The organism is Kluyvera genomosp. 3, assembly GCF_011765685.1.
GTDB lineage: Bacteria > Pseudomonadota > Gammaproteobacteria > Enterobacterales > Enterobacteriaceae > Kluyvera > Kluyvera georgiana_A.
On record NZ_CP050321.1, the window covers coordinates 4767011 to 4790227 of the forward strand.

The following is a 23217-nucleotide window of genomic DNA, read 5'->3' on the forward strand; positions in this document are numbered from 1 at the left end:
GGGCGGCGCACATCCATTACTCCATCCGTCGTCTGACAAGCCACGTCCTTACTTTTTTGGAATGAGCTATGTCTGTCACTACTAAACCATCACGCCGCGAACAACGCGCCCAGGCGCAACACTTTATCAATACGCTGGAAGGGACCGCCTTTCCTGAGTCAAAACGCATCTATATCACCGGTTCACAGCCGGATATCCGCATTCCGATGCGCGAAATTCAACTAAGCCCGACGCTCATCGGCGGCAGCAAAGACAACCCGCAGTTTGAAGAGAACGAAGCCGTGCCGGTGTACGACACCTCCGGCCCGTATGGCGATCCTGAGGTGGCGATTAACGTCCAGCAGGGTCTGGCGAAACTGCGCCAGCCGTGGATTGACGCACGTAACGATAGCGAAGAATTGGACGACCGTAGCTCGGCTTACACCAAAGAACGTCTGGCCGACGATGGCCTGGACGATCTGCGTTTTACCGGCCTGCTGACGCCGAAACGCGCCAAAGCGGGCAAGCGCGTCACCCAGTTACACTACGCCCGCCGGGGGATCGTCACTCCCGAAATGGAGTTCATCGCTATCCGTGAAAACATGGGCCGCGAGCGCATTCGCAGTGAAGTGCTGCGCCACCAGCATCCGGGGATGAGCTTTGGCGCGCGCCTGCCGGAAAACATTACGCCGGAATTCGTGCGTGATGAAGTCGCCGCGGGCCGCGCGATTATCCCTGCCAACATCAACCACCCGGAATCCGAGCCGATGATCATCGGTCGTAACTTCCTGGTGAAGGTTAACGCGAACATCGGCAACTCTGCCGTCACCTCCTCTATCGAAGAAGAGGTAGAAAAACTGGTGTGGTCAACGCGCTGGGGCGCAGACACGGTGATGGATCTCTCCACCGGCCGCTATATCCACGAAACCCGCGAATGGATCCTGCGTAACAGCCCGGTACCGATCGGCACCGTCCCGATCTACCAGGCGCTGGAGAAGGTCAACGGGATCGCCGAAGACCTTACCTGGGAAGCGTTCCGCGACACGCTGCTGGAGCAGGCTGAACAGGGCGTCGACTACTTCACCATTCACGCGGGCGTGCTGCTGCGCTACGTGCCGATGACCGCCAAACGCCTGACCGGGATTGTCTCACGCGGCGGTTCCATCATGGCGAAGTGGTGTCTCTCCCATCACAAAGAGAACTTCCTGTTCGAACATTTCCGCGAGATTTGTGAAATCTGCGCCGCCTACGACGTTTCCCTGTCGCTGGGCGACGGCCTGCGTCCCGGCTCCATTCAGGACGCCAACGACGAAGCGCAGTTCTCCGAGCTGCATACGCTGGGCGAATTGACCAAAATCGCCTGGGAATACGACGTGCAGGTGATGATTGAAGGCCCGGGCCACGTGCCGATGCATATGATTCAGCGCAACATGACCGAAGAGCTGGAGAGCTGCCACGAAGCGCCGTTCTACACCTTAGGGCCGTTGACCACCGATATCGCGCCGGGCTATGACCACTTCACCTCCGGGATCGGTGCCGCGATGATCGGCTGGTTTGGCTGCGCGATGCTGTGTTATGTGACGCCGAAAGAGCACCTCGGCCTGCCGAACAAAGAAGATGTGAAGCAAGGGCTGATTACCTACAAGATTGCCGCCCACGCCGCTGACTTAGCGAAAGGCCATCCGGGCGCGCAGATCCGCGATAACGCCATGTCGAAAGCGCGCTTCGAATTCCGCTGGGAAGATCAGTTTAACCTCGCGCTCGACCCGTTCACCGCCCGCGCCTACCACGATGAAACCCTGCCGCAGGAGTCCGGTAAGGTCGCTCACTTCTGTTCCATGTGCGGACCGAAGTTCTGCTCGATGAAAATCAGCCAGGAAGTACGTGACTACGCCGCCGCGCAAACCATTGAAGTGGGGATGGCGGATATGTCGGAAAACTTCCGCGCCAAAGGCGGCGAAATTTATCTCAAGCGGGAGGAAGCCTGATGTATCAGCCTGATTTCCCGACCGTGCCGTTCCGCCTCGGGCTTTACCCGGTGGTGGATAGCGTTGCATGGATTGAGCGTTTACTGGAGGCGGGCGTACGCACGATCCAGTTGCGTATCAAAGATAAGCGCGATGAAGAGGTGGAAGCCGACGTTATCGCCGCCATCGCACTGGGGCGTCGTTATGACGCCCGCCTGTTCATCAATGATTACTGGCGTCTGGCAATTAAGCACCGCGCTTACGGCGTGCATCTGGGCCAGGAAGACCTTGAAACCACCGACCTGAAAGCGATTCAGGCGGCGGGCTTACGCCTGGGCGTATCGACCCACGATGATATGGAGATAGACGTGGCGCTGGCCGCTAAGCCTTCTTATATCGCACTCGGTCACGTCTTCCCGACGCAAACCAAGCAGATGCCTTCCGCCCCACAGGGGCTGGCGCAGTTGGCCAGTCATATTGAACGACTGGCGGATTACCCGACCGTCGCGATCGGCGGCATCAGCCTTGAACGCGCTCCGGCGGTACTGACGACCGGCGTCGGCAGCGTGGCTGTGGTTAGCGCCATTACCCAGGCGGCAGACTGGCGTGAAGCCACCGCGCAACTGCTGGCAATCGTGGGAGTCGGCGATGAATGACCGTGACTTTATGCGCTACAGCCGGCAAATCCTGCTCGGCGATATCGCCATTGAAGGCCAGCAAAAGCTGCTCGCGAGTCATGTGCTGATCGTGGGTTTAGGCGGGTTAGGCTCGCCTGCCGCGCTGTATCTGGCGGGAGCAGGCATCGGCAAACTGACGCTGGTAGACGATGACGACATTCATCTGAGCAATTTGCAGCGCCAGATTCTATTTACCACCGATGATATCGCGCGTTCAAAATCTCAGGTTGCCCAGCAGCGCCTGACACAGCTCAACCCGGATATCGAACTGGTATCACTCCAGCAGCGACTAAAAGGCGAGGCACTGCGGCATGCGGTAGCACACGCAGATGTGGTGCTCGATTGTACCGATAACATGGCCACGCGCCAGGAAATTAACGCCGCCTGCGTGGCGCTCAACACTCCGTTAATTTCCGCCAGCGCCGTCGGCTTTGGCGGCCAGCTAATGGTCCTCACGCCACCGTGGGAACAAGGCTGTTACCGCTGCCTGTGGCCGGACGATGTCGAGCCTGAACGCAACTGCCGTACCGCCGGTATCGTCGGACCGGTTGTTGGCGTGATGGGCACCTTGCAGGCGCTGGAGGCGATTAAATTACTCAGCGGTATTGAGACGCCCAGCGGAGAGCTACGCCTCTTTGACGGTAAAACCAGCCAGTGGCGCAGCCTGGCGCTGCGTCGCGCCAGCGGCTGTCCGGTATGCGGAGGGCAGCATGCAAATTCAATTCAATGATGAGCCGATGCAGTGCGCCGCAGGGCAAACCGTCAGCGGGCTGCTTATCCAGCTCAACCAGCTCAAACCGGGCGCAGCGTTGGCGCTCAATCAGCAGATCCTGCCGCGCGAGCAGTGGGAACAGCAAATCGTGCAGGAAGGCGACCAGATCCTGCTTTTTCAGGTTATTGCAGGGGGTTGAGATGTTACGTATTGCCGACAAAACGTTTGATTCACATCTGTTCACCGGTACCGGGAAGTTTGCCTCATCGCAACTGATGGTCGAGGCAATTCGCGCTTCCGGCAGCCAGTTGGTGACGCTGGCGATGAAGCGCGTGGACCTGCGCCAGCACAACGATGCGATTCTGGCGCCGCTGATTGAAGCGGGCGTCACGCTGCTGCCCAATACCTCCGGGGCGAAAACCGCCGAAGAGGCGATCTTCGCCGCGCAACTGGCGCGGGAAGCGCTGGGTACCCACTGGCTGAAATTAGAAATCCACCCGGATGCCCGCTGGCTGCTGCCGGATCCGATCGAAACGCTGAAAGCCGCCGAGGCGCTGGTGAAGCAGGGTTTTGTGGTGCTGCCGTACTGCGGCGCGGATCCGGTGCTGTGCAAACGGCTGGAAGAGGTCGGCTGCGCGGCGGTGATGCCGCTCGGCGCGCCTATCGGTTCGAATCAGGGGCTGGAAACCAAAGCGATGCTGGAGATTATTATCCAGCAGTCCACCGTGCCGGTGGTGGTCGACGCCGGGATCGGCGTGCCCAGCCATGCGGCGCAGGCGCTGGAAATGGGCGCTGATGCGGTGCTGGTCAACACGGCGATTGCCGTGGCGGACGATCCGGTGATGATGGCAACCGCTTTCCGCCTGGCTGTAGAAGCGGGAGTACTGGCGCGTCAGGCGGTGCCGGGTAATCGTAGCACCTACGCCAGCGCCACCAGCCCGCTCACCGGATTTCTGGAGCCCCTGTCATGAAAACCTTCAGCGACCGTTGGCGGCAACTGGAGTGGGACGATATTCGCCTGCGCATCAATGGTAAAACCGCCGCCGACGTGGAGCGCGCGCTGAACGCCGCGCATCTTAGTCGGGACGATTTGATGGCGTTGCTCTCCCCCGCCGCCGCCGATTATCTGGAACCGATGGCGCAGCGGGCACAAAGGCTGACCCGACAACGCTTTGGCAACACCGTCAGTTTCTACGTGCCGCTTTATCTCTCAAACCTCTGTGCCAACGACTGCACCTACTGCGGCTTCTCCATGAGCAACCGCATCAAGCGTAAGACGCTGGATGAGGCTGAAATTGCCCGCGAGTGCGCCGCCATCCGGGCGCTGCACTTTGAGCACCTTCTGCTGGTGACCGGCGAGCACCAGAGCAAAGTCGGCATGGACTATTTCCGCCGCCATCTCCCGGCCATTCGCCGCCAGTTTTCCTCGCTACATATGGAAGTGCAGCCGCTGGCAACCGAGGAGTATGCCGAGCTCAAGACGCTGGGGCTGGATGGCGTGATGGTGTATCAGGAGACCTATCACGAAGGGATGTATGCCCGGCATCATCTCAAGGGAAAAAAGCAGGACTTCTTCTGGCGACTCGACACCCCGGACCGGCTCGGCCAGGCCGGGATTGATAAAATCGGCCTCGGCGCGCTGATTGGCTTGTCCGATAGCTGGCGGGTTGACTGTTTTATGGTCGCTGAGCATCTGCTGTGGCTCCAGCAACGTTACTGGAAAAGCCGCTACGCCATCTCCTTCCCCCGCCTGCGGCCCTGTGCAGGTGGAATTGAACCGGCATCGCTGATGGACGAGCGTCAGTTGGTACAGACCATCTGCGCCTTCCGCTTGTTTTCGCCAGATACGGAGTTGTCGCTATCTACCCGTGAATCTCCGTGGTTCCGCGATCGCGTGATTCCGTTGGCGATCAACAACGTTAGCGCATTCTCAAAAACGCAGCCCGGCGGCTACGCCGATAATCATCCTGAGCTTGAGCAGTTTTCTCCTCACGATGGCAGGACGCCTGACGAAGTGGCCGGCGCGCTCGCCGCTCGCGGACTTCAGCCGGTATGGAAAGATTGGGACAGCTGGCTGGGGCGTGGGATCCAGCGCTAAAAGTCGTCTACACTTATTCAGGACGAGGAAATTAACCTCGTCCTATTCCTAATTATTGACGGAATAATATTTCATAAAAACCGATTGGTACTAGCAATTTAATCTAAAGATGTAGATTAAATACTCATATTTAATTCAATACCGTATAATTATTGAGTCAAAAATATGTGTATGAAATTGCAGTGCCAGTTTTCGCTGGTTTTCGGCAATTTGCCCAGGAATGGAAACCATGATGAGTTCTCACAGCAGAAGGCTGTCATTTACCACACCGATCTTTATTAGCTTTGCCGGCATTATTCTGTGTTTTGTCATCATCGCTACGCTAGTTACGATTATTCAACGTAACGATATTATTCGTGATTATCATAGTATTAACCGCAATTTTACCCATAACCTGGCGGTCAATTACACCGAATCTATCCTGCACGAAAACGATTATATTCTGGGCCGTGCTGCAACCTATTTAGCTCGCAACGATGAGCTGAACAGGATCGTAAATATCAATCCAGAGCAAGGGTTGCAATCCATGATGCAGCTTCTGTCGATGATGCCGACGGTCTCATCGCTATCCATCGCGGATACTGAAGGACATTACCTGCGTGCTCCGCAGGCGGTTGAGCGCCAGAACTCGCCGGTTTTCAATGCCACCACCCGCCCCTGGTTTGTGCATCAGGGAGACGTGGGGATCTTCAGCCGCTATACCCAACCTTATACCGACTTTTTTACTCAACAGCAGACCGTTACGTTGGCAAAACCGGTGATCTCAACCGATGGCAAACTGAGGGGAACGCTGGCGTTCCACTTTGATTTAGCTGCCATGAGCCATACCCTGCGCCAGATGAGGCCGCCGGTACAGGGGGAGTTCTTCGTGGTTAACCGCCAGGGGCTGGCGCTGCTGCATCCGGACAGCGGCAAGCTTTTCCAGCCGGTGGTTTCCGAGCAGTTGCTCGGCAGTATGACGGCTGGCGAAGGAGAAGTGTTCGATAAGGCTACCCGGACCTGGTATTACTACTACTCGTTCAGCAATCCCGACTGGTTTGTGATTTATAAAGTCACGGGTCATACGCTCAGCGTGCTGGCGCAGCATGAGAGCATCATCATTTCGTGGGGCTTCGCGCTGGCAGGTCTGATTATCATCACCTTCGGCCTGTATTTACGCCACGCTTCCCGCGGCATCCTGATGAACATCATCAACGCTATCAAGACAGGTGATACCAAGCGCGCGCCGGGCCTTGAGGTGATGTTGCATAAAGCCATTGAAACCAACAAAGAACGCGAGCAAGCCTACGTGCGCCAGGCCACCGTCGATTCACTCACCGGCTGTAAGAACCGCTGGGCCTTTGACACCGACATCACCGCGCTGATGAACGCGCGTCAGTCATTTGCGCTGGCGTTGGTTGATATCGATAACTTTAAATCGATCAACGATACCTGGGGTCATCTCAGCGGCGATATTGTGCTACGCAGCGTGGCGCGCGAAGGGATTGCCATCTTACAGGCGCATGGTCTGTCGCTCTACCGTTACGGCGGCGAGGAGTTTGCGGTCATTTTCCCCGCCGAGCACGTTGCTGAGTCTGCCGCGCTGCTTGAGCTGTGGCGGATGAACGTCGCCAACCGAACATGGCGTGAGGAAGGTTTGCATGTCACCTTCAGCGCCGGGCTTGGCGAGTGGCATATGGAAACGCTGGATCATCTGGTCTCCAGCGTCGACGAGGCGCTCTACCGTGCTAAACGGCAGGGCAAAAACCGTATCGAGCGAACCTCAGAAGCCTGACGCTTTTGCCCCGTGATAGAAAACCCGCTTTGCGGGTTTTTTTATATCTTCATCGCACGGAAATGTAACCGGTTTCAGTTTTTTGAGACGATCTTTGTGATGGCTTACACACAATCGTCGCAAAGCGGTTGTTGATCGTTTCAGCTCGCGATAAACATGAGTCATCACGGGTCATGAGGGAGCATTATGAAGAATATCGTTTTATGCTGCGCTGCAGGTATGTCCACCAGCATGCTGGTTCAACGTATGAAGGATGCAGCTCAGAAGAAAGGGGTTGAAGTCTCAATTAAAGCCGTACCAGTGGCCGAATTCAAAGCGAACATCAACGAAGCAGATATCGTTCTGCTCGGTCCGCAGGTGAAGTACGAGCAGGCTAAACTGCAGGCTCTGGCAGATCCTCTGGGCAAGAAAGTCGCGGTCATCGATATGATGGACTACGGCATGATGAAAGGCGACGTTGTGCTTGAGAAAGCCCTTAAGTTAATGGAGTGAGAAAGACGTGGAAGATTTAGAATCAATCATCATGGAACTGCTGGTCAACGCCGGTGCCGCACGTAGTTCTGCATTAACCGCATTACAGCTGGCACGCAAAAGCGACTTCGAAGGCGCAGAAAAAGCGATGGAAGAGTCCCGCGAGTTTGTCAAACTGGCTCACGGTATACAGACTCAGCTGATTGGCATCGACGAAGGCACGGGCAAGCTGCCGGTTAACCTGATTACCGTTCACTCTCAGGATCACCTGATGAACGCGATGGTTATCCAGGACCTGGCAACCGACATGATTGAGCTGTATCGCCGTATTCCACTCGTTAGCTAAGCGCACAACAACGGAATAGAAAAGGCACCCAATTGGGTGCCTTTTGCTTTTGTAAGCCGGATAAGGCGACGCATCCATCCGGGAATGTGCTCTATGATTACCTGATGTCGCTGCGCTTATCGGGCCTACCGGAACCATAAAAAAGGCCAGTCCGAAGACTGGCCTTTTCAACTTATCGCACTAGCGTGAACGATTAGTCGTTATCAGAACCACCCAGACCTGCGTTCAGCAGTTCTGCCAGGCTCGCGGTCGCTTCTTCTGCGCTAACCTGCGGCGCAACAGAAACTTCACCCGCCGCACGGCGACGGATACGATCCTGGTGGTACGCATAACCGGTACCAGCCGGGATCAGACGACCCACGATAACGTTCTCTTTCAGGCCGCGCAGTTCGTCGCGTTTGCCCGCAACGGCTGCTTCGGTCAGCACGCGAGTGGTCTCCTGGAACGATGCCGCGGAGATGAAGGACTCGGTTGCCAGAGACGCTTTGGTGATACCCAGCAGATCGCGGGAGAAGGTTGCACCCACTTTGCCGTTCGCTTCCAGCTCGCGGTTAGCGATCTTGACGCGGGAGTATTCAACCTGCTCGCCTTCCAGGAAGTCGGAGCTACCAGCGCTTTCGATGGTGGCTTTACGCAGCATCTGACGAACGATAACTTCGATGTGTTTATCGTTAATCTTAACGCCCTGCAGACGGTATACGTCCTGCACTTCGTTAACGATGTAACGAGTAACAGCATGTACGCCACGCAGACGCAGGATGTCGTGCGGTGCTTCCGGACCGTCGGAAACCACGTCACCACGTTCTACACGTTCACCTTCGAACACGTTGAGCTGACGCCATTTCGGAATCATCTCTTCGTAAGGTTCGCTACCGTCTACCGGAGTGATAACCAGACGACGTTTGCCTTTGGTTTCTTTACCGAAGGAAATGATGCCGCTGATTTCAGCCAGGATTGCCGGCTCTTTCGGACGACGTGCTTCGAACAGGTCGGCAACGCGCGGCAGACCACCGGTGATGTCCTTGGTACCGCCGGATTCCTGCGGAACACGGGCCAGGGTGTCACCAGAACTGATCTGTACGCCATCATCCAGCTGAACAATCGCTTTACCCGGCAGGAAGTACTGAGCAGGCATATCGGTGCCTGGGATCAGAACGTCGTTGCCCTGAGCATCAACAATTTTCAGTGCCGGACGCAGGTCTTTACCACCCGCAGTACGCTCTGCAGAATCCAGAACCACCAGAGAAGACAGACCGGTCAGCTCGTCGGTCTGACGAGTAATGGTCTGGCCGTCGATCATGTCAGTGAAGCGAACAAAACCGCTTACTTCGGTGATAACCGGCATGGTGTGCGGATCCCAGTTTGCAACGGTTTCGCCGCCGGCAACCTGTTCGCCATCACCTTTCGCCATAACGGAGCCGTAAGGCACTTTATAGCTTTCTTTGGTACGGCCGAATTCGTCGATCAGTTTCAGCTCGGTGTTACGGGAAGTGATAACCAGTTTACCGCTGGAGTTCACAACCGACTTCGCGTTGCTGAGCTTGATGCTACCTTTGTTCTTAACCTGGATGCTGGATTCAGCAGCCGCACGAGATGCCGCACCACCGATGTGGAACGTACGCATCGTCAGCTGTGTACCCGGCTCACCGATGGACTGTGCAGCGATAACGCCGATAGCCTCACCTTTGTTGATGATGTGGCCACGCGCCAGGTCACGACCGTAGCAGTGCGCACATACACCAAAGTCGGTGTCACAGGATACAACGGAGCGAACCTTCACGGAGTCAACGGAGTTAACTTCCAGCAGGTCACACCACTGTTCGTTCAGCAGCGTGTTACGCGGAACCAGAATGTCCGCGGTACCCGGCTTCAGAACGTCTTCAGCAGTCACACGACCCAGTACGCGATCGCGCAGCGGCTCTTTAACGTCACCACCCTCGATAACCGGGGTCATGGTGATGCCTTCCAGGGTGCCACAGTCGTCTTCAGTAACAACCAGGTCCTGTGCAACGTCAACCAGACGACGCGTCAGATAACCGGAGTTCGCTGTTTTCAGTGCGGTATCCGCCAGACCTTTACGCGCACCGTGCGTGGAGATGAAGTACTGGAGTACGTTCAGACCTTCACGGAAGTTCGCGGTGATTGGCGTTTCGATGATGGAGCCATCTGGCTTCGCCATCAGACCACGCATACCTGCCAGCTGACGAATCTGTGCAGCAGAACCACGCGCACCGGAGTCGGCCATCATGTAGATGCTGTTGAAGGAAACCTGCTGCTCTTCTTCGCCGTTACGGTTAATAACGGTTTCAGTTTGCAGGTTATCCATCATCGCTTTGGATACACGATCGTTCGCCGCGGCCCAGATATCGATAACTTTGTTATAGCGTTCGCCAGCGGTTACCAGACCAGACTGGAACTGTTCCTGAATCTCAGCAACTTCCGCTTCCGCTTCGCTGATGATTTCGTATTTCTTCTCCGGAATCACCATGTCGTCGATACCAACAGACGCACCTGAACGGGCTGCATAGGCAAAGCCGGTGTACATGGTCTGGTCAGCAAAGATAACGGTCGGTTTCAGGCCCAGAATGCGGTAACAGGTGTTCAGCATTTTGGAGATCGCTTTTTTACCCAGCGGCTGGTTCACAATAGAGAACGGCAGACCTTTAGGAACGATCATCCACAGAATGGCACGACCAACGGTAGTGTCTTTCAGTGTGGTTTTTGCTACGAACTCGCCGTTCTCGTCTTTTTCGTATTCAGTGATACGAACTTTAACGCGAGCGTGCAGTTCAGCCTGGCCAGAGCGGTACAGACGTTCCGCTTCTTTCGGGCCAGTCAGCACCATGCCTTCGCCTTTGGCGTTGATTTTGTCACGGGTCATGTAGTACAGACCCAATACCACGTCCTGAGACGGAACGATGATTGGCTCGCCGTTCGCTGGAGACAGGATGTTGTTGGTAGACATCATCAGTGCACGCGCTTCCAACTGGGCTTCCAGCGTCAGCGGTACGTGAACAGCCATCTGGTCACCATCGAAGTCGGCGTTATATGCCGCACAAACCAGCGGGTGCAGCTGGATAGCTTTACCTTCGATCAGTACCGGTTCAAAGGCCTGGATACCCAGACGGTGCAGTGTTGGTGCACGGTTCAGCATCACCGGGTGTTCGCGGATAACTTCGTCCAGGATATCCCAAACGACAGCTTCTTCGCGCTCAACCATTTTCTTCGCGGCTTTGATGGTGGTGGCCAGGCCACGCAGTTCCAGTTTGCCGTAGATGAACGGTTTGAACAGCTCCAGTGCCATTTTCTTCGGCAGACCGCACTGATGCAGACGCAGGTATGGACCTACGGTGATTACAGAACGACCGGAGTAGTCAACACGCTTACCGAGCAGGTTCTGACGGAAACGACCCTGCTTACCTTTGATCATGTCGGCCAAAGATTTCAGAGGACGTTTGTTAGAACCGGTGATCGCACGACCGCGACGACCGTTATCCAGCAGGGCGTCGACCGCTTCCTGCAGCATACGTTTTTCGTTGCGTACGATGATGTCCGGCGCAGCCAGATCCAGCAGACGTTTCAGACGGTTGTTACGGTTAATGACGCGACGATACAGATCGTTCAGGTCAGAAGTCGCGAAACGACCACCATCCAGCGGAACCAGCGGACGCAGATCTGGCGGCAGAACCGGCAGAACGGTCAGGATCATCCACTCTGGCTTGTTACCAGACTGTACGAACGCTTCCAGCAGTTTGATACGCTTGGTCAGCTTTTTACGCTTGGTTTCGGAGTTGGTTTCGTTCAGCTCTTCACGCAGAGTTTCACACTCTTGCTCCAGATCCATGCTCTTCAGCAGGGCCTGGATAGCTTCCGCACCCATCTTCGCGTCGAATTCGTCACCGAACTCTTCCAGCGCGTCCAGATACTGCTCTTCAGTCAGGATCTGTTGACGTTCCAGGTTGGTCATACCGCCTTCGATAACCACATAAGATTCGAAGTACAGTACGCGTTCGATATCGCGCAGCGGCATATCGAGCAGCAGACCGATACGGGACGGCAGCGATTTCAGGAACCAGATGTGAGCAGTCGGACATGCCAGCTCGATGTGGCCCATGCGCTCACGGCGCACTTTGGTCTGGGTCACTTCAACGCCGCACTTCTCACAGATCACACCGCGGTGTTTCAGGCGCTTGTACTTACCGCACAGGCACTCGTAGTCTTTTACCGGCCCAAAGATACGGGCGCAGAAAAGGCCGTCACGCTCAGGCTTGAACGTACGGTAGTTGATGGTTTCCGGCTTTTTAACTTCACCGAAAGACCATGAACGGATCATGTCTGGCGAAGCCAGAGCAATTTTGATCGCATCAAACTCTTCGGTTTTAGTCTGCGCTTTCAGAAACTTTAATAAATCTTTCACGGATTTGCTCCCGTCGGAGTTAGCACAATCCACTGCCGGGAATTACCCCGGCAGCAGTGACCTGTTTGAGCGAGGATTACTCGTCTTCCAGTTCGATGTTGATGCCCAGCGAGCGGATTTCTTTCAACAGTACGTTGAAGGATTCCGGCATGCCCGGTTCCATCTGATGGTTGCCATCTACGATGTTCTTATACATCTTAGTACGGCCGTTCACGTCATCAGACTTAACGGTGAGCATTTCTTGCAGGGTGTAGGCGGCGCCGTAAGCTTCCAGCGCCCACACTTCCATCTCCCCGAAGCGCTGACCACCGAACTGCGCCTTACCACCCAGCGGCTGCTGAGTAACCAGGCTGTAAGAACCGGTGGAACGCGCGTGCATCTTGTCGTCGACCAGGTGGTTCAGTTTCAGCATGTACATGTAACCTACGGTTACCGGACGCTCGAACTGTTCACCGGTACGGCCGTCGAACAGGGTGATCTGACCGGAAGTCGGCAGGTCGCCCAGCTGCAGCAGTTCTTTAATTTCCGCTTCTTTCGCACCGTCGAATACCGGCGTTGCGATCGGCATACCTTTACGCAGGTTTTCAGCCAGACGCAGAACTTCATCATCGCTGAAGGTGCTCAGGTCGACTTTCTGACGAACGTCGGCGCCCAGATCGTAAGCACGCTGGATGAACTCGCGCAGTTTAGCGACTTCCTGCTGCTGTTTCAGCATGGCGTTGATCTTATCGCCGATACCTTTCGCAGCCATACCCAGGTGGGTTTCAAGGATCTGACCGATGTTCATACGCGATGGTACGCCCAGCGGGTTCAGAACGATATCTACCGGCGTACCGTTAGCATCGTGCGGCATATCTTCGATCGGGTTGATCTTGGAGATAACACCCTTGTTACCGTGACGACCTGCCATTTTGTCACCAGGCTGGATACGGCGTTTAACGGCCAGGTATACCTTAACAATCTTCAGCACGCCCGGTGCCAGATCGTCGCCTTGGGTGATTTTGCGGCGTTTCGCTTCGAGTTTCTTCTCAAACTCGTGCTTCAGTTCGTCGTACTGTTCAGCCAGCTGTTCCAGCTGATTCTGTTTCTCTTCGTCGGTCAGGCCGAGCTCCAGCCAGCGATCGCGAGGCAGTTTGTCGAGCTTCTCAGCTTCAACACCACCGGCAACCAGCACAGCGTAGATACGGCTGAACAGGCCAGCTTCGAGGATCTGCAGTTCTTCAGACAGGTCTTTCTTAGCCTGCTTCAGCTGCATCTCTTCGATTTCCAGCGCACGTTTGTCTTTTTCTACGCCATCGCGAGTAAAGACCTGAACGTCGATAACGGTACCGGAAACGCTGTTTGGTACGCGCAGAGAAGAGTCTTTAACGTCAGACGCTTTCTCACCGAAGATCGCACGCAGCAGCTTCTCTTCTGGCGTCAGCTGGGTTTCACCTTTCGGCGTTACCTTACCAACCAGAATGTCGCCACCGGTGACTTCTGCACCAATGTAAACGATACCGGATTCATCCAGTTTGGAGAGCGCAGCTTCACCCACGTTCGGGATGTCGGCGGTGATCTCTTCCGGCCCCAGCTTGGTGTCACGGGACACACAGGCCAGTTCCTGAATGTGGATGGTGGTGAAACGGTCTTCCTGAACAACACGCTCGGATACGAGGATGGAGTCTTCGAAGTTGTAACCGTTCCATGGCATGAATGCCACGCGCATGTTCTGACCCAGCGCCAGCTCACCCAGGTCGGTGGACGGGCCATCTGCCAGCACGTCGCCGCGCTCGATTGGCTCACCCAGAGACACGCAAGGCATCTGGTTAATACAGGTGTTCTGGTTAGAACGGGTGTATTTGGTCAGGTTGTAGATGTCGATACCCGCTTCGCCCGGATACATCTCGTCTTCGTTAACTTTGATAACGATACGGGATGCGTCGACGTACTGAACGGTACCGCCACGCTTAGCCACTGCAGTAACACCGGAGTCGACGGCTACAGCACGTTCCATACCGGTACCAACCAGCGGCTTATCAGCACGCAGAGTTGGAACGGCCTGACGTTGCATGTTCGCACCCATCAATGCACGGTTGGCGTCATCGTGTTCCAGGAACGGGATCAGGGACGCACCGACGGATACCACCTGCTGGGTGGATACGTCCATGTAGTCAACCTGGTCGCGGCTGAACAAGCTGGATTCGCCTTTGCTACGGCAGGTAACCAGATCTTCTACAAAGTGGCCTTCGTCATCCAGGTTGGAGTTCGCCTGAGCGATAACGTAGTTGCCTTCTTCGATAGCAGACAGGTAATGAATTTCGTCGGTTACAACACCGTCGGTCACTTTACGGTACGGAGTCTCAAGGAAGCCGTATTCGTTCGTCTGTGCGTACACGGACAGGGAGTTGATCAGACCGATGTTCGGACCTTCAGGCGTTTCGATTGGACATACGCGACCGTAGTGAGTCGGGTGTACGTCTCGAACTTCGAAGCCTGCGCGCTCACGGGTCAGACCGCCCGGGCCGAGTGCGGAGATACGACGTTTGTGCGTAATCTCAGACAGCGGGTTGTTCTGGTCCATAAACTGAGACAGCTGGCTGGAACCGAAGAACTCTTTCACTGCTGCGGAAATCGGTTTGGCGTTGATCATATCCTGAGGCATCAGGGTATCCAGATCGCCCAGAGACAGACGCTCTTTCACCGCACGCTCTACACGTACCAGGCCAACGCGGAACTGGTTTTCCGCCATTTCGCCTACGGAACGGATACGACGGTTGCCGAGGTGGTCGATATCATCGACTTCGCCTTTACCGTTACGGATATCGATGAGCTTCTTCATCACTTCGATGATGTCGTCTTTGCTCAGGATACCGGAACCTTCGATTTCATCGCGCAGCAGAGAACGGTTGAACTTCATACGACCAACCGCAGACAGGTCATAGCGGTCTTCGGAGAAGAACAGGTTCTCGAACAGGCTTTCAGCAGCTTCGCGAGTCGGCGGCTCACCAGGGCGCATCATGCGGTAGATTTCTACCAGCGCGCTCAGACGATCGTTGGTTGGGTCGACGCGTACAGTTTCAGAAATGTAGGCACCGTGGTCCAGATCGTTAGTGAACAGCGTTTCGATACGCTTATGGCCAGACTGGCTCAGCTTAGCCAGCAGATCCAGACTCAGCTCCATGTTAGCCGGGCAGATCAGCTCGCCAGTAGATTCGTCAACGTAGTCTTTAGAAGCGACTTTGCCAGCGATGTACTCAACCGGAACTTCGATATGTTTGATATCGTCTTTTTCCAGCTGGCGAATGTGGCGCGCAGTAATACGGCGGCCTTTTTCAACGTACACTTTACCGTTCGCTTCGATGTCGAAGGACGCGGTTTCGCCACGCAGACGTTCTGGAATCAGCTCCATCTGCAGCTTGTTGTCGCGAATTTCGAAGACAACTTTCTCAAAGAACAGGTCAAGGATCTGCTCAGTGGTGTAGTTCAGCGCACGCAGGATGATGGTCGCAGGCAGTTTACGGCGACGGTCGATACGTACGAACAGGTTGTCCTTCGGATCGAATTCGAAGTCCAGCCAGGAACCACGGTAAGGAATGATGCGCGCGTTATACAGCACTTTACCCGAAGAGTGGGTTTTGCCTTTATCGGAGTCAAAGAAGACGCCTGGGCTACGATGCAGCTGAGAAACGATAACACGCTCAGTACCGTTGATAACAAAGGTACCGTTGTCGGTCATGAGCGGAATTTCGCCCATGTAGACTTCTTGTTCTTTAATGTCTTTGACGGTGCCTTCCGGCGCTTCGCGCTCGTAGATCACCAGACGCAGTTTTACGCGCAGCGGTGCGGAATAGGTCACGCCACGGATCTGACATTCCTGAACGTCAAAGACCGGTTCGCCAAGGCGGTAGCTGACGTATTGCAGCTCGGAGTTACCGCTGTAGCTTTTAATCGGGAATACGGAACGGAAAGCCGCTTCCAGACCATACTGACCTTCAGGATCTTGCTCGATAAACTTCTGGAACGAGTCAAGCTGGATAGAAAGGAGATATGGGACATCCAGTACTTGCGGACGTTTACCAAAATCCTTACGAATACGTTTTTTCTCGGTATAGGAGTAAACCATAGGGTTCCTCAGCTCGCTGACAAGTCGACGCATCTGTCCATGGGCAGACAGTTTGTGCAACACTATTTTGTTGACCGGAAAATGGAACACTTTCCGCAATACCTGTTGCTATCACGCTTAAACCATTTCATTGCGATTTACACAGAGCGAGCACCCTGTCGCAATATATTAAGTCGTCGATAGAAACATGCATTGTCAGGACAACCAGTAGTCAAACAGTGTGAAATGCTACTGGCGCCATACAGCGCAAAATGGCTGGTGACTAAAAAGTCACCAGCCATCGGCCTGATTACTCAGGCTTCAACCAGAAAAGTTGGCTTATTTAACTTCAACTTCAGCGCCAGCTTCTTCCAGAGATTTTTTCAGTGCTTCAGCGTCATCTTTGCTCACGCCTTCTTTCAGAGCGGCCGGAGCAGATTCTACCAGGTCTTTAGCTTCTTTCAGACCCAGGCCAGTTGCGCCACGTACTGCTTTGATTACAGCAACTTTGTTAGCGCCAGCAGCTTTCAGAATTACGTCGAATTCAGTTTTTTCTTCAGCAGCTTCAGCCGGGCCAGCAGCTACAGCTACAGCAGCAGCAGCGGAAACACCGAATTTTTCTTCCATTGCAGAGATCAGCTCAACAACGTCCATTACGGACATAGCGGATACTGCTTCAATGATTTGATCTTTAGTGATAGACATTTAAATTGTTCCTGAATATCAGAATAAGTTTATACGTAAGCAGATGCTTTACAAAGATAACTGCGATTAAGCAGCTTCTTTCGCATCGCGTACAGCAGCCAGAGTGCGAACCAGTTTGCCAGCCGAAGCTTCTTTCATGGTTGCCATCAGGCGTGCAATTGCTTCTTCGTAGGTCGGCAGAGTTGCCAGGCGGTCGATCTGAGACGCCGGGATCAGCTCACCTTCAAAGGCTGCAGCTTTGACCTCAAATTTTGCATTCGCTTTCGCGAACTCTTTGAACAGACGAGCAGCAGCGCCCGGGTGTTCCATAGAGTATGCAATCAGGGTCGGACCAACAAACGTGTCTTTCAGGCACTCGAACTGAGTACCTTCAACGACGCGACGCAGCAGGGTGTTACGAACAACACGCATGTATACGCCAGCTTCACGACCTGCTTTACGCAGTTCAGTCATTTTATCTACAGTTACGCCACGGGAATCCGCAACTACTGCAGACAGCGCGCCTTTGGCTACTTCGCTGACTTCAGCAACAATCGCTTGTTTGTCTTGAAGATTTAAAGCCATTAGCTTTGCTCCTGGATGTTTGCCAGAGCTTATGCTCTGGAACTCACTTCACTCATCTCAACGAGAAGAGCGTCTTAATACGGTGAGCAGAAACAAGCCAAAGAGTACTTTAAAAAATAATCTTAGCGTTCTGTCACCGTCTACGCAGGGCATTAAGTTTCTTGCGAAACACCTGCGGTCTTCGACGGAGGCCTGGATAGGCCAGGCTCCAACGAACAAATCTTTTTAGCTGCTAACTTTTGTTAGCAAACGTGGGGGTAAGATTGTAGACAAAATCACCGCCCACGTAAAGGCATTAGTTTGCAGCAGCGCTCAGGCCAGCCTGGTCAACTGCAACACCCGCACCCATGGTGGTGGAGATGCTAACTTTCTTGATGTACACGCCTTTCGCCTGAGTCGGTTTTGCTTTTTTCAGCGCAACCAGCAGAGCTTCCAGGTTTTCTTTCAGTTTGTCAGCGTCAAAGTCCACTTTACCGATGGTGGTGTGGATGATGCCGTTTTTGTCGTTACGGTAACGAACCTGACCCGCTTTAGCGTTCTTAACCGCTTCAGCAACGTTCGGCGTTACAGTACCAACTTTCGGGTTTGGCATCAGGCCGCGTGGGCCCAGAACCTGACCCAGCTGGCCAACAACGCGCATTGCATCCGGGGAAGCAATAACAACGTCGAAGTTCATTTCGCCTTTCTTGATCTGTTCAGCCAGATCTTCCATACCTACCAGCTCAGCGCCAGCAGCTTTAGCTGCTTCAGCGTTCGGGCCCTGGGTAAATACGGCAACGCGAACAGAACGGCCAGTACCGTGCGGCAGTACAGTTGCACCACGTACGTTCTGGTCAGATTTACGAGCGTCGATGCCGAGGTTAACGGCAACGTCAACGCTTTCGTTGAATTTAGCAGTGGCCAGCTCTTTCAGCAGAGAGATAGCTTCGTTGATGTCGTACTGTTTAGTTGCATCAACTTTTTCACGGATCACGCGCATACGCTTGGTCAGTTTAGCCATTTCTTAGTCCTCCACTACCAGGCCCATGGAACGTGCAGTACCTTCGATGGAGCGAGTCATCGCTTCAATGTCGGCACCGGTCATGTCGGCAGCTTTGGTCTGCGCGATTTCCTGCAGCTGAGCGCGGGAAATTTTACCTACTTTGTCTTTGTTCGGCTTACCGGAACCAGACTTAATACCAGCCGCTTTCTTCAGCAGAACTGCTGCCGGAGGCGTTTTGGTAATGAAGGTGAAAGAACGGTCAGCGTAAACTGTGATAACAACCGGAATCGGCAGACCTTTTTCGATGGAATCAGTCTTCGCGTTGAACGCTTTGCAGAATTCCATGATGTTAACACCCTGTTGACCCAGAGCAGGACCAACCGGCGGACTCGGGTTTGCCATACCAGCTGCAACCTGCAGCTTAACGTAGGCTTGGACTTTCTTAGCCATTCTAAAATCCTCTAATTGGGTAATAGCGCCTCAAGGAGGCTCCCCGTGAATAAAAATCGTTTTACAGGCCGTGGCCCATAAAAACAAAAGGCGCGAAATTGTATGTCAATTTCGCGCCCTATGCAACGATTAGATCGATGCTTTTTTGATCGCAGCCTTACGCTTTCTCAACCTGAGCGAAGTCCAGCTCTACCGGGGTCGCACGACCGAAGATAGAAACAGACACTTTCAGGCGAGACTTCTCGTAATCCACTTCTTCGACCACGCCGTTGAAGTCAGCGAACGGACCGTCGTTAACGCGAACCATTTCACCCGGTTCAAACAGCGTTTTCGGACGCGGCTTATCACCAACCTGCTGCAGGCGGTTCATAATCGCATCAACTTCTTTATCGCTGATTGGCGCCGGACGGTCAGAGGTACCGCCGATAAAGCCCATTACGCGCGGAACGCTGCGCACCAGGTGCCAGCTCGCGTCGTTCATCACCATCTGAACTAATACGTAGCCAGGGAAGAATTTGCGCTCGCTCTTACGACGCTGGCCGCCACGGATTTCAACCACTTCTTCGGTCGGAACCATGACTTCGCCAAACAGCTCTTCCATGTTGTGTAATTTGATATGCTCGCGCAGCGAAGTCGCTACACGGCCTTCGAAACCGGAAAACGCCTGAACGACGTACCAACGCTTTTTAGGTGCTTCAGACATCTTAGAACCTCAGGCCAGTGATAAAGGATACCAGGCGAACCAGAATACCATCCAGTCCCCACAGGATCAGTGACATTACCGCAGTGACCGCCGCAACGATCAGCGTAGTGTGCAGCGTTTCCTGGCGAGTCGGCCAAATCACCTTACGAACTTCCGTTCTCGCTTCACGAGCAAACGCAACGGTCGCTTTGCCTTTCGTCGTCAACAGCGCGACACCACCCGCTGCAGCAATAATAATTACTACGGCCAGCGCACGCAGCGGCAGCATCATGTCGCGATAAAGGTAGTTACCCACAATTGCGACAATCAGCAATACGGCAACAACGACCCACTTCATCGCTTCCAGGCCGCGCCCGCTCCCTTGAGCTTCGGTATTCGCACTCATAAACCAACCTGTCAGAAGTATTCTACAAACATTTCCACCCCGCGATTGCGAGGCGATCCAAACCGAAATAAGTTTCGGACTAAACGCCCTCTACAGAGCCTGTCTCAGCAATGATTATGGCAAAAATAATCACTGATGAGCCAGGTTCTGGTTCGACAGCGTACAAAAAGGGCATCAAATGATGCCCTTTTATTGCGCATTGCGTCAAATGTTATCAGCAATTAGCTCATTACTTTGGCAACAACGCCCGCGCCAACGGTACGACCGCCTTCACGGATTGCGAAACGCAGACCATCGTCCATCGCGATCGGGTGGATCAGGGTAACAACCATTTTGATGTTGTCGCCCGGCATTACCATCTCTACGCCTTCCGGCAGTTCGATGGTACCAGTCACGTCAGTAGTACGGAAGTAGAACTGCGGACGGTAGCCTTTGAAGAACGGAGTATGACGGCCGCCTTCGTCTTTGGACAGGATGTACACTTCAGATTCGAACTTGGTGTGCGGCTTGATAGAGCCCGGCTTAGCCAGTACCTGACCACGTTCGATTTCTTCACGTTTGATACCACGCAGCAGAACACCAACGTTCTCACCACCTGACGACCCAGCAGGATGTGCTCACGAGTCTGCGGCATCGGGCCGTCAGTCGCAGCAACAACCAGGATCGCGCCGTCCATCTGAGCAGCACCGGTGATCATGTTTTTAACATAGTCGGCGTGCCCCGGGCAGTCTACGTGTGCGTAGTGACGGGTCGGGGTGTCGTATTCAACGTGGGAGGTGTTGATGGTGATACCACGAGCTTTTTCTTCCGGTGCGTTATCGATCTGGTCGAAAGCACGAGCAGCACCGCCGTAGGTTTTAGCCAGAACGGTAGTGATTGCAGCGGTCAGGGTAGTTTTACCATGGTCAACGTGGCCGATAGTACCGACGTTGACGTGCGGTTTGGTACGTTCAAATTTTTCTTTAGACATCGATAGTCCCTCTAATACACGGATAAATCGGTGATATCACCACATCAACCAGACAAAACGCCTGAATTGTTGAATGCTTGAATTTGAACAGAGAGAAATGGGAGGGAGAAGAGAAGTGGTGCTGATACCCAGAGTCGAACTGGGGACCTCACCCTTACCAAGGGTGCGCTCTACCAACTGAGCCATATCAGCACGTCTGGAGCGGGCAGCGGGAATCGAACCCGCATCATCAGCTTGGAAGGCTGAGGTAATAGCCATTATACGATGCCCGCATCCTAAAACTCGGCTACCCAGTTCTTTCTGTGCCAAAGGAAAGAGATTTCTCCCTTTCCTTTGTTTGAGCTAGTTATTTTACCAACCAACTCTGGCTTCGCAATGCTTAGCCTGAAAGTGGTGGTGGGGGAAGGATTCGAACCTTCGAAGTCTGTGACGGCAGATTTACAGTCTGCTCCCTTTGGCCGCTCGGGAACCCCACCTGATGGTGCCGACTACCGGAATCGAACTGGTGACCTACTGATTACAAGTCAGTTGCTCTACCTACTGAGCTAAGTCGGCATCAAGTAGCGCGCATTCTATGGAGACCTGCGGAGACATGCAACTAAAAAATTGCATAAAATGTTCTATCGCTCACGTTTTGTGCATTTGCGCGTAAAAACTCAGCAAAACGTCGGTTTTACGTCCAAAAATCTCGCTGTGGATCGGATAGTCTCGCGATGCTTTGCTCGTCTTTAACGATATTCAGGGCGAAAGTTCAGGCTGGATAGCGTAGATTTTCGCATTGTCTTCTTTAGCGCTCTTTCTTCATTAATGGCAAATCGCCTGGTTGAGAGTAAACAGTGGCGTTTTCTCACGAAAGCGCCACTCATTTGGATTTTTTCTTCTTTTTATCTTCCATCTGGTGTTAACCTCCTGCCCATTGTCCTGATTAACTGAATGTGAAGCGTCGCGTGCAGTCAGCGTGGTAGCCAGAACATGCTTATGAGAAAACAAGAGCAAACGTTAATGACACCTTATCTACAGTTCAATCGTAGCCAGTGGGCAGCGCTGCGCGATTCCGTGCCAATGACCCTGACTGAAGGCGAAATTACGCGCTTAAAAGGTATCAACGAAGATCTGTCGCTGGAGGAAGTGGCGGAGATCTATTTGCCTTTGTCACGTTTATTGAACTTCTATATTAGTTCTAACCTGCGCCGCCAGGCGGTGCTGGAGCAGTTCCTTGGCACTAACGGCCAACGCATTCCTTATATCATCAGTATTGCCGGCAGCGTGGCGGTGGGTAAAAGTACGACCGCGCGCGTGTTACAGGCGCTGCTGAGTCGTTGGCCGGAACACCGCCGCGTCGAGCTGATCACCACCGACGGTTTCCTGCATCCTAACGAGGTGCTTAAAGAACGCGGCCTGATGAAGAAGAAAGGCTTCCCGCAGTCGTATGATATGCATCGACTGGTGAAATTCGTTTCTGACCTGAAGTCCGGGGTACCGAACGTTACCGCACCGGTCTATTCGCATCTGATTTATGACGTTATCCCTGATGGCGATAAAACGGTCACTCATCCCGATATTTTAATCCTTGAGGGATTAAACGTTCTGCAGAGCGGGATGGATTATCCGCACGATCCGCATCATGTATTTGTTTCCGACTTCGTTGATTTTTCTATTTATGTTGATGCGCCTGAAAAATTATTACAATCGTGGTATATCAACCGTTTCCTGAAATTCCGCGAAGGGGCCTTTACGGACCCGGATTCTTATTTCCATAACTATGCGCAGCTTTCTAAAGAGGAAGCCATTAACGTCGCGACATCACTGTGGAATGAAATTAACCTACGAAATCTAAACGAAAATATTCTACCAACGCGTGAGCGCGCAAGCCTGATTTTAACGAAAAGCGCTAACCACTCCGTTGAGCAAGTGCGGTTGCGGAAATAAAAAA

General features: G+C 53.8%; 18 protein-coding genes, 4 tRNA genes and 1 pseudogene. 10 read left to right on the plus strand and 13 right to left on the minus strand.

The features are described from left to right. Positions 1-68 precede the first annotated feature (68 nt). From thiC to GY169_RS22245, 9 genes are all read left to right on the plus strand, one after another. Entirely contained in the window at positions 69-1967 is a 1899-nt protein-coding gene (thiC, locus tag GY169_RS22205; RefSeq protein ID WP_167577145.1) for a phosphomethylpyrimidine synthase ThiC, read from the plus strand. Then, the gene (gene thiE, locus GY169_RS22210; protein ID WP_023216633.1) at positions 1967-2602 is read left to right on the plus strand and encodes a thiamine phosphate synthase; all 636 of its coding nucleotides are present in this window, start codon (positions 1967-1969) and stop codon (positions 2600-2602) included. Before thiC ends, thiE begins: the two co-directional genes overlap by 1 nt. After that, positions 2595-3353 (plus strand): thiazole biosynthesis adenylyltransferase ThiF, encoded by a 759-nt coding sequence (thiF, locus tag GY169_RS22215; RefSeq protein ID WP_167577146.1) that lies wholly within the window; start codon positions 2595-2597, stop codon positions 3351-3353. Before thiE ends, thiF begins: the two co-directional genes overlap by 8 nt. Continuing rightward, positions 3334-3534, plus strand: coding sequence for a sulfur carrier protein ThiS (gene thiS / locus GY169_RS22220; RefSeq protein ID WP_001166833.1), 201 nt, complete (start codon positions 3334-3336; stop codon positions 3532-3534). Before thiF ends, thiS begins: the two co-directional genes overlap by 20 nt. A 1-nt stretch (position 3535) precedes the next feature. After that, positions 3536-4306, plus strand: a complete 771-nt coding sequence (thiG, locus tag GY169_RS22225) for a thiazole synthase (RefSeq protein ID WP_167577147.1) — start codon at positions 3536-3538, stop codon at positions 4304-4306. After that, on the plus strand, positions 4303-5433 hold the full coding sequence (gene thiH, locus GY169_RS22230; protein ID WP_163449378.1) for a 2-iminoacetate synthase ThiH: 1131 nt from the start codon (positions 4303-4305) through the stop codon (positions 5431-5433). The genes thiG and thiH overlap by 4 nt, the downstream gene beginning before the upstream one ends. Positions 5434-5665: 232 nt before the next feature. After that, positions 5666-7207 (plus strand): sensor domain-containing diguanylate cyclase, encoded by a 1542-nt coding sequence (locus GY169_RS22235; protein WP_167577363.1) that lies wholly within the window; start codon positions 5666-5668, stop codon positions 7205-7207. A 186-nt stretch (positions 7208-7393) separates the two neighbouring features. Continuing rightward, positions 7394-7699, plus strand: a complete 306-nt coding sequence (locus GY169_RS22240) for a PTS sugar transporter subunit IIB (RefSeq protein WP_064546542.1) — start codon at positions 7394-7396, stop codon at positions 7697-7699. A 7-nt stretch (positions 7700-7706) separates the two neighbouring features. Then, complete coding sequence (locus tag GY169_RS22245) at positions 7707-8024, plus strand: PTS lactose/cellobiose transporter subunit IIA (RefSeq protein WP_064546540.1); 318 nt, start codon at positions 7707-7709, stop codon at positions 8022-8024. A gap of 193 nt (positions 8025-8217) precedes the next feature. Here GY169_RS22245 and rpoC read toward each other — a convergent pair whose 3' ends face one another. From rpoC to GY169_RS22310, 13 genes and pseudogenes are all read right to left on the minus strand, one after another. Next, entirely contained in the window at positions 8218-12441 is a 4224-nt protein-coding gene (gene rpoC / locus GY169_RS22250) for a DNA-directed RNA polymerase subunit beta' (protein WP_163449377.1), read from the minus strand. Positions 12442-12517: 76 nt separating this feature from the next. Further along, positions 12518-16546, minus strand: a complete 4029-nt coding sequence (rpoB, locus tag GY169_RS22255; RefSeq protein WP_064546536.1) for a DNA-directed RNA polymerase subunit beta — start codon at positions 16544-16546, stop codon at positions 12518-12520. 318 nt (positions 16547-16864) lie between these two features. Then, positions 16865-17230: a 50S ribosomal protein L7/L12 gene (gene rplL, locus GY169_RS22260; protein WP_000028882.1), complete on the minus strand. Its 366-nt coding sequence runs from the start codon at positions 17228-17230 to the stop codon at positions 16865-16867. 66 nt (positions 17231-17296) lie between these two features. Next, positions 17297-17794: a 50S ribosomal protein L10 gene (rplJ, locus tag GY169_RS22265; protein WP_001207203.1), complete on the minus strand. Its 498-nt coding sequence runs from the start codon at positions 17792-17794 to the stop codon at positions 17297-17299. 295 nt (positions 17795-18089) lie between these two features. Next, the gene (gene rplA / locus GY169_RS22270; RefSeq protein ID WP_064546534.1) at positions 18090-18794 is read right to left on the minus strand and encodes a 50S ribosomal protein L1; all 705 of its coding nucleotides are present in this window, start codon (positions 18792-18794) and stop codon (positions 18090-18092) included. A gap of 3 nt (positions 18795-18797) precedes the next feature. Next, entirely contained in the window at positions 18798-19226 is a 429-nt protein-coding gene (rplK, locus tag GY169_RS22275) for a 50S ribosomal protein L11 (RefSeq protein ID WP_012133815.1), read from the minus strand. Positions 19227-19383: 157 nt separating this feature from the next. Further along, the gene (nusG, locus tag GY169_RS22280; protein ID WP_003862341.1) at positions 19384-19929 is read right to left on the minus strand and encodes a transcription termination/antitermination protein NusG; all 546 of its coding nucleotides are present in this window, start codon (positions 19927-19929) and stop codon (positions 19384-19386) included. Between the two features lies 1 nt (position 19930). Further along, the gene (gene secE, locus GY169_RS22285; RefSeq protein ID WP_064546531.1) at positions 19931-20314 is read right to left on the minus strand and encodes a preprotein translocase subunit SecE; all 384 of its coding nucleotides are present in this window, start codon (positions 20312-20314) and stop codon (positions 19931-19933) included. 221 nt (positions 20315-20535) lie between these two features. Next, positions 20536-21284: pseudogene (locus tag GY169_RS22290) on the minus strand (GTP-binding protein). Positions 21285-21400: 116 nt separating this feature from the next. Continuing rightward, positions 21401-21476, minus strand: a tRNA-Thr gene (locus GY169_RS22295). Between the two features lie 5 nt (positions 21477-21481). Next, positions 21482-21556, minus strand: a tRNA-Gly gene (locus GY169_RS22300). A 119-nt stretch (positions 21557-21675) separates the two neighbouring features. After that, positions 21676-21760: transfer RNA gene (locus GY169_RS22305), tRNA-Tyr, on the minus strand. Between the two features lie 3 nt (positions 21761-21763). After that, positions 21764-21839, minus strand: a tRNA-Thr gene (locus GY169_RS22310). 423 nt (positions 21840-22262) lie between these two features. Between GY169_RS22310 and coaA the strand changes: the two genes are divergently transcribed. Further along, positions 22263-23213, plus strand: a complete 951-nt coding sequence (gene coaA / locus GY169_RS22315) for a type I pantothenate kinase (protein WP_065358485.1) — start codon at positions 22263-22265, stop codon at positions 23211-23213. The last annotated feature ends 4 nt before the right edge of the window (positions 23214-23217 follow it).

Bases quoted from the DNA above. Each gene is read 5' to 3' on its own strand.
- thiC (WP_167577145.1), top strand. From the start codon at position 69: ATGTCTGTCACTACTAAACCATCACGCCGCGAACAACGCGCCCAGGCG.
- thiE (WP_023216633.1), top strand. From the start codon at position 1,967: ATGTATCAGCCTGATTTCCCGACCGTGCCGTTCCGCCTCGGGCTTTAC.
- thiF (WP_167577146.1), top strand. From the start codon at position 2,595: ATGAATGACCGTGACTTTATGCGCTACAGCCGGCAAATCCTGCTCGGC.
- thiS (WP_001166833.1), top strand. From the start codon at position 3,334: ATGCAAATTCAATTCAATGATGAGCCGATGCAGTGCGCCGCAGGGCAA.
- thiG (WP_167577147.1), top strand. From the start codon at position 3,536: ATGTTACGTATTGCCGACAAAACGTTTGATTCACATCTGTTCACCGGT.
- thiH (WP_163449378.1), top strand. From the start codon at position 4,303: ATGAAAACCTTCAGCGACCGTTGGCGGCAACTGGAGTGGGACGATATT.
- GY169_RS22235 (WP_167577363.1), top strand. From the start codon at position 5,666: ATGAGTTCTCACAGCAGAAGGCTGTCATTTACCACACCGATCTTTATT.
- GY169_RS22240 (WP_064546542.1), top strand. From the start codon at position 7,394: ATGAAGAATATCGTTTTATGCTGCGCTGCAGGTATGTCCACCAGCATG.
- rpoB (WP_064546536.1), bottom strand. From the start codon at position 16,546: ATGGTTTACTCCTATACCGAGAAAAAACGTATTCGTAAGGATTTTGGT.
- rplL (WP_000028882.1), bottom strand. From the start codon at position 17,230: ATGTCTATCACTAAAGATCAAATCATTGAAGCAGTATCCGCTATGTCC.
- rplJ (WP_001207203.1), bottom strand. From the start codon at position 17,794: ATGGCTTTAAATCTTCAAGACAAACAAGCGATTGTTGCTGAAGTCAGC.
- rplA (WP_064546534.1), bottom strand. From the start codon at position 18,794: ATGGCTAAACTGACCAAGCGTATGCGCGTGATCCGTGAAAAAGTTGAT.
- rplK (WP_012133815.1), bottom strand. From the start codon at position 19,226: ATGGCTAAGAAAGTCCAAGCCTACGTTAAGCTGCAGGTTGCAGCTGGT.
- nusG (WP_003862341.1), bottom strand. From the start codon at position 19,929: ATGTCTGAAGCACCTAAAAAGCGTTGGTACGTCGTTCAGGCGTTTTCC.
- secE (WP_064546531.1), bottom strand. From the start codon at position 20,314: ATGAGTGCGAATACCGAAGCTCAAGGGAGCGGGCGCGGCCTGGAAGCG.
- coaA (WP_065358485.1), top strand. From the start codon at position 22,263: ATGAGAAAACAAGAGCAAACGTTAATGACACCTTATCTACAGTTCAAT.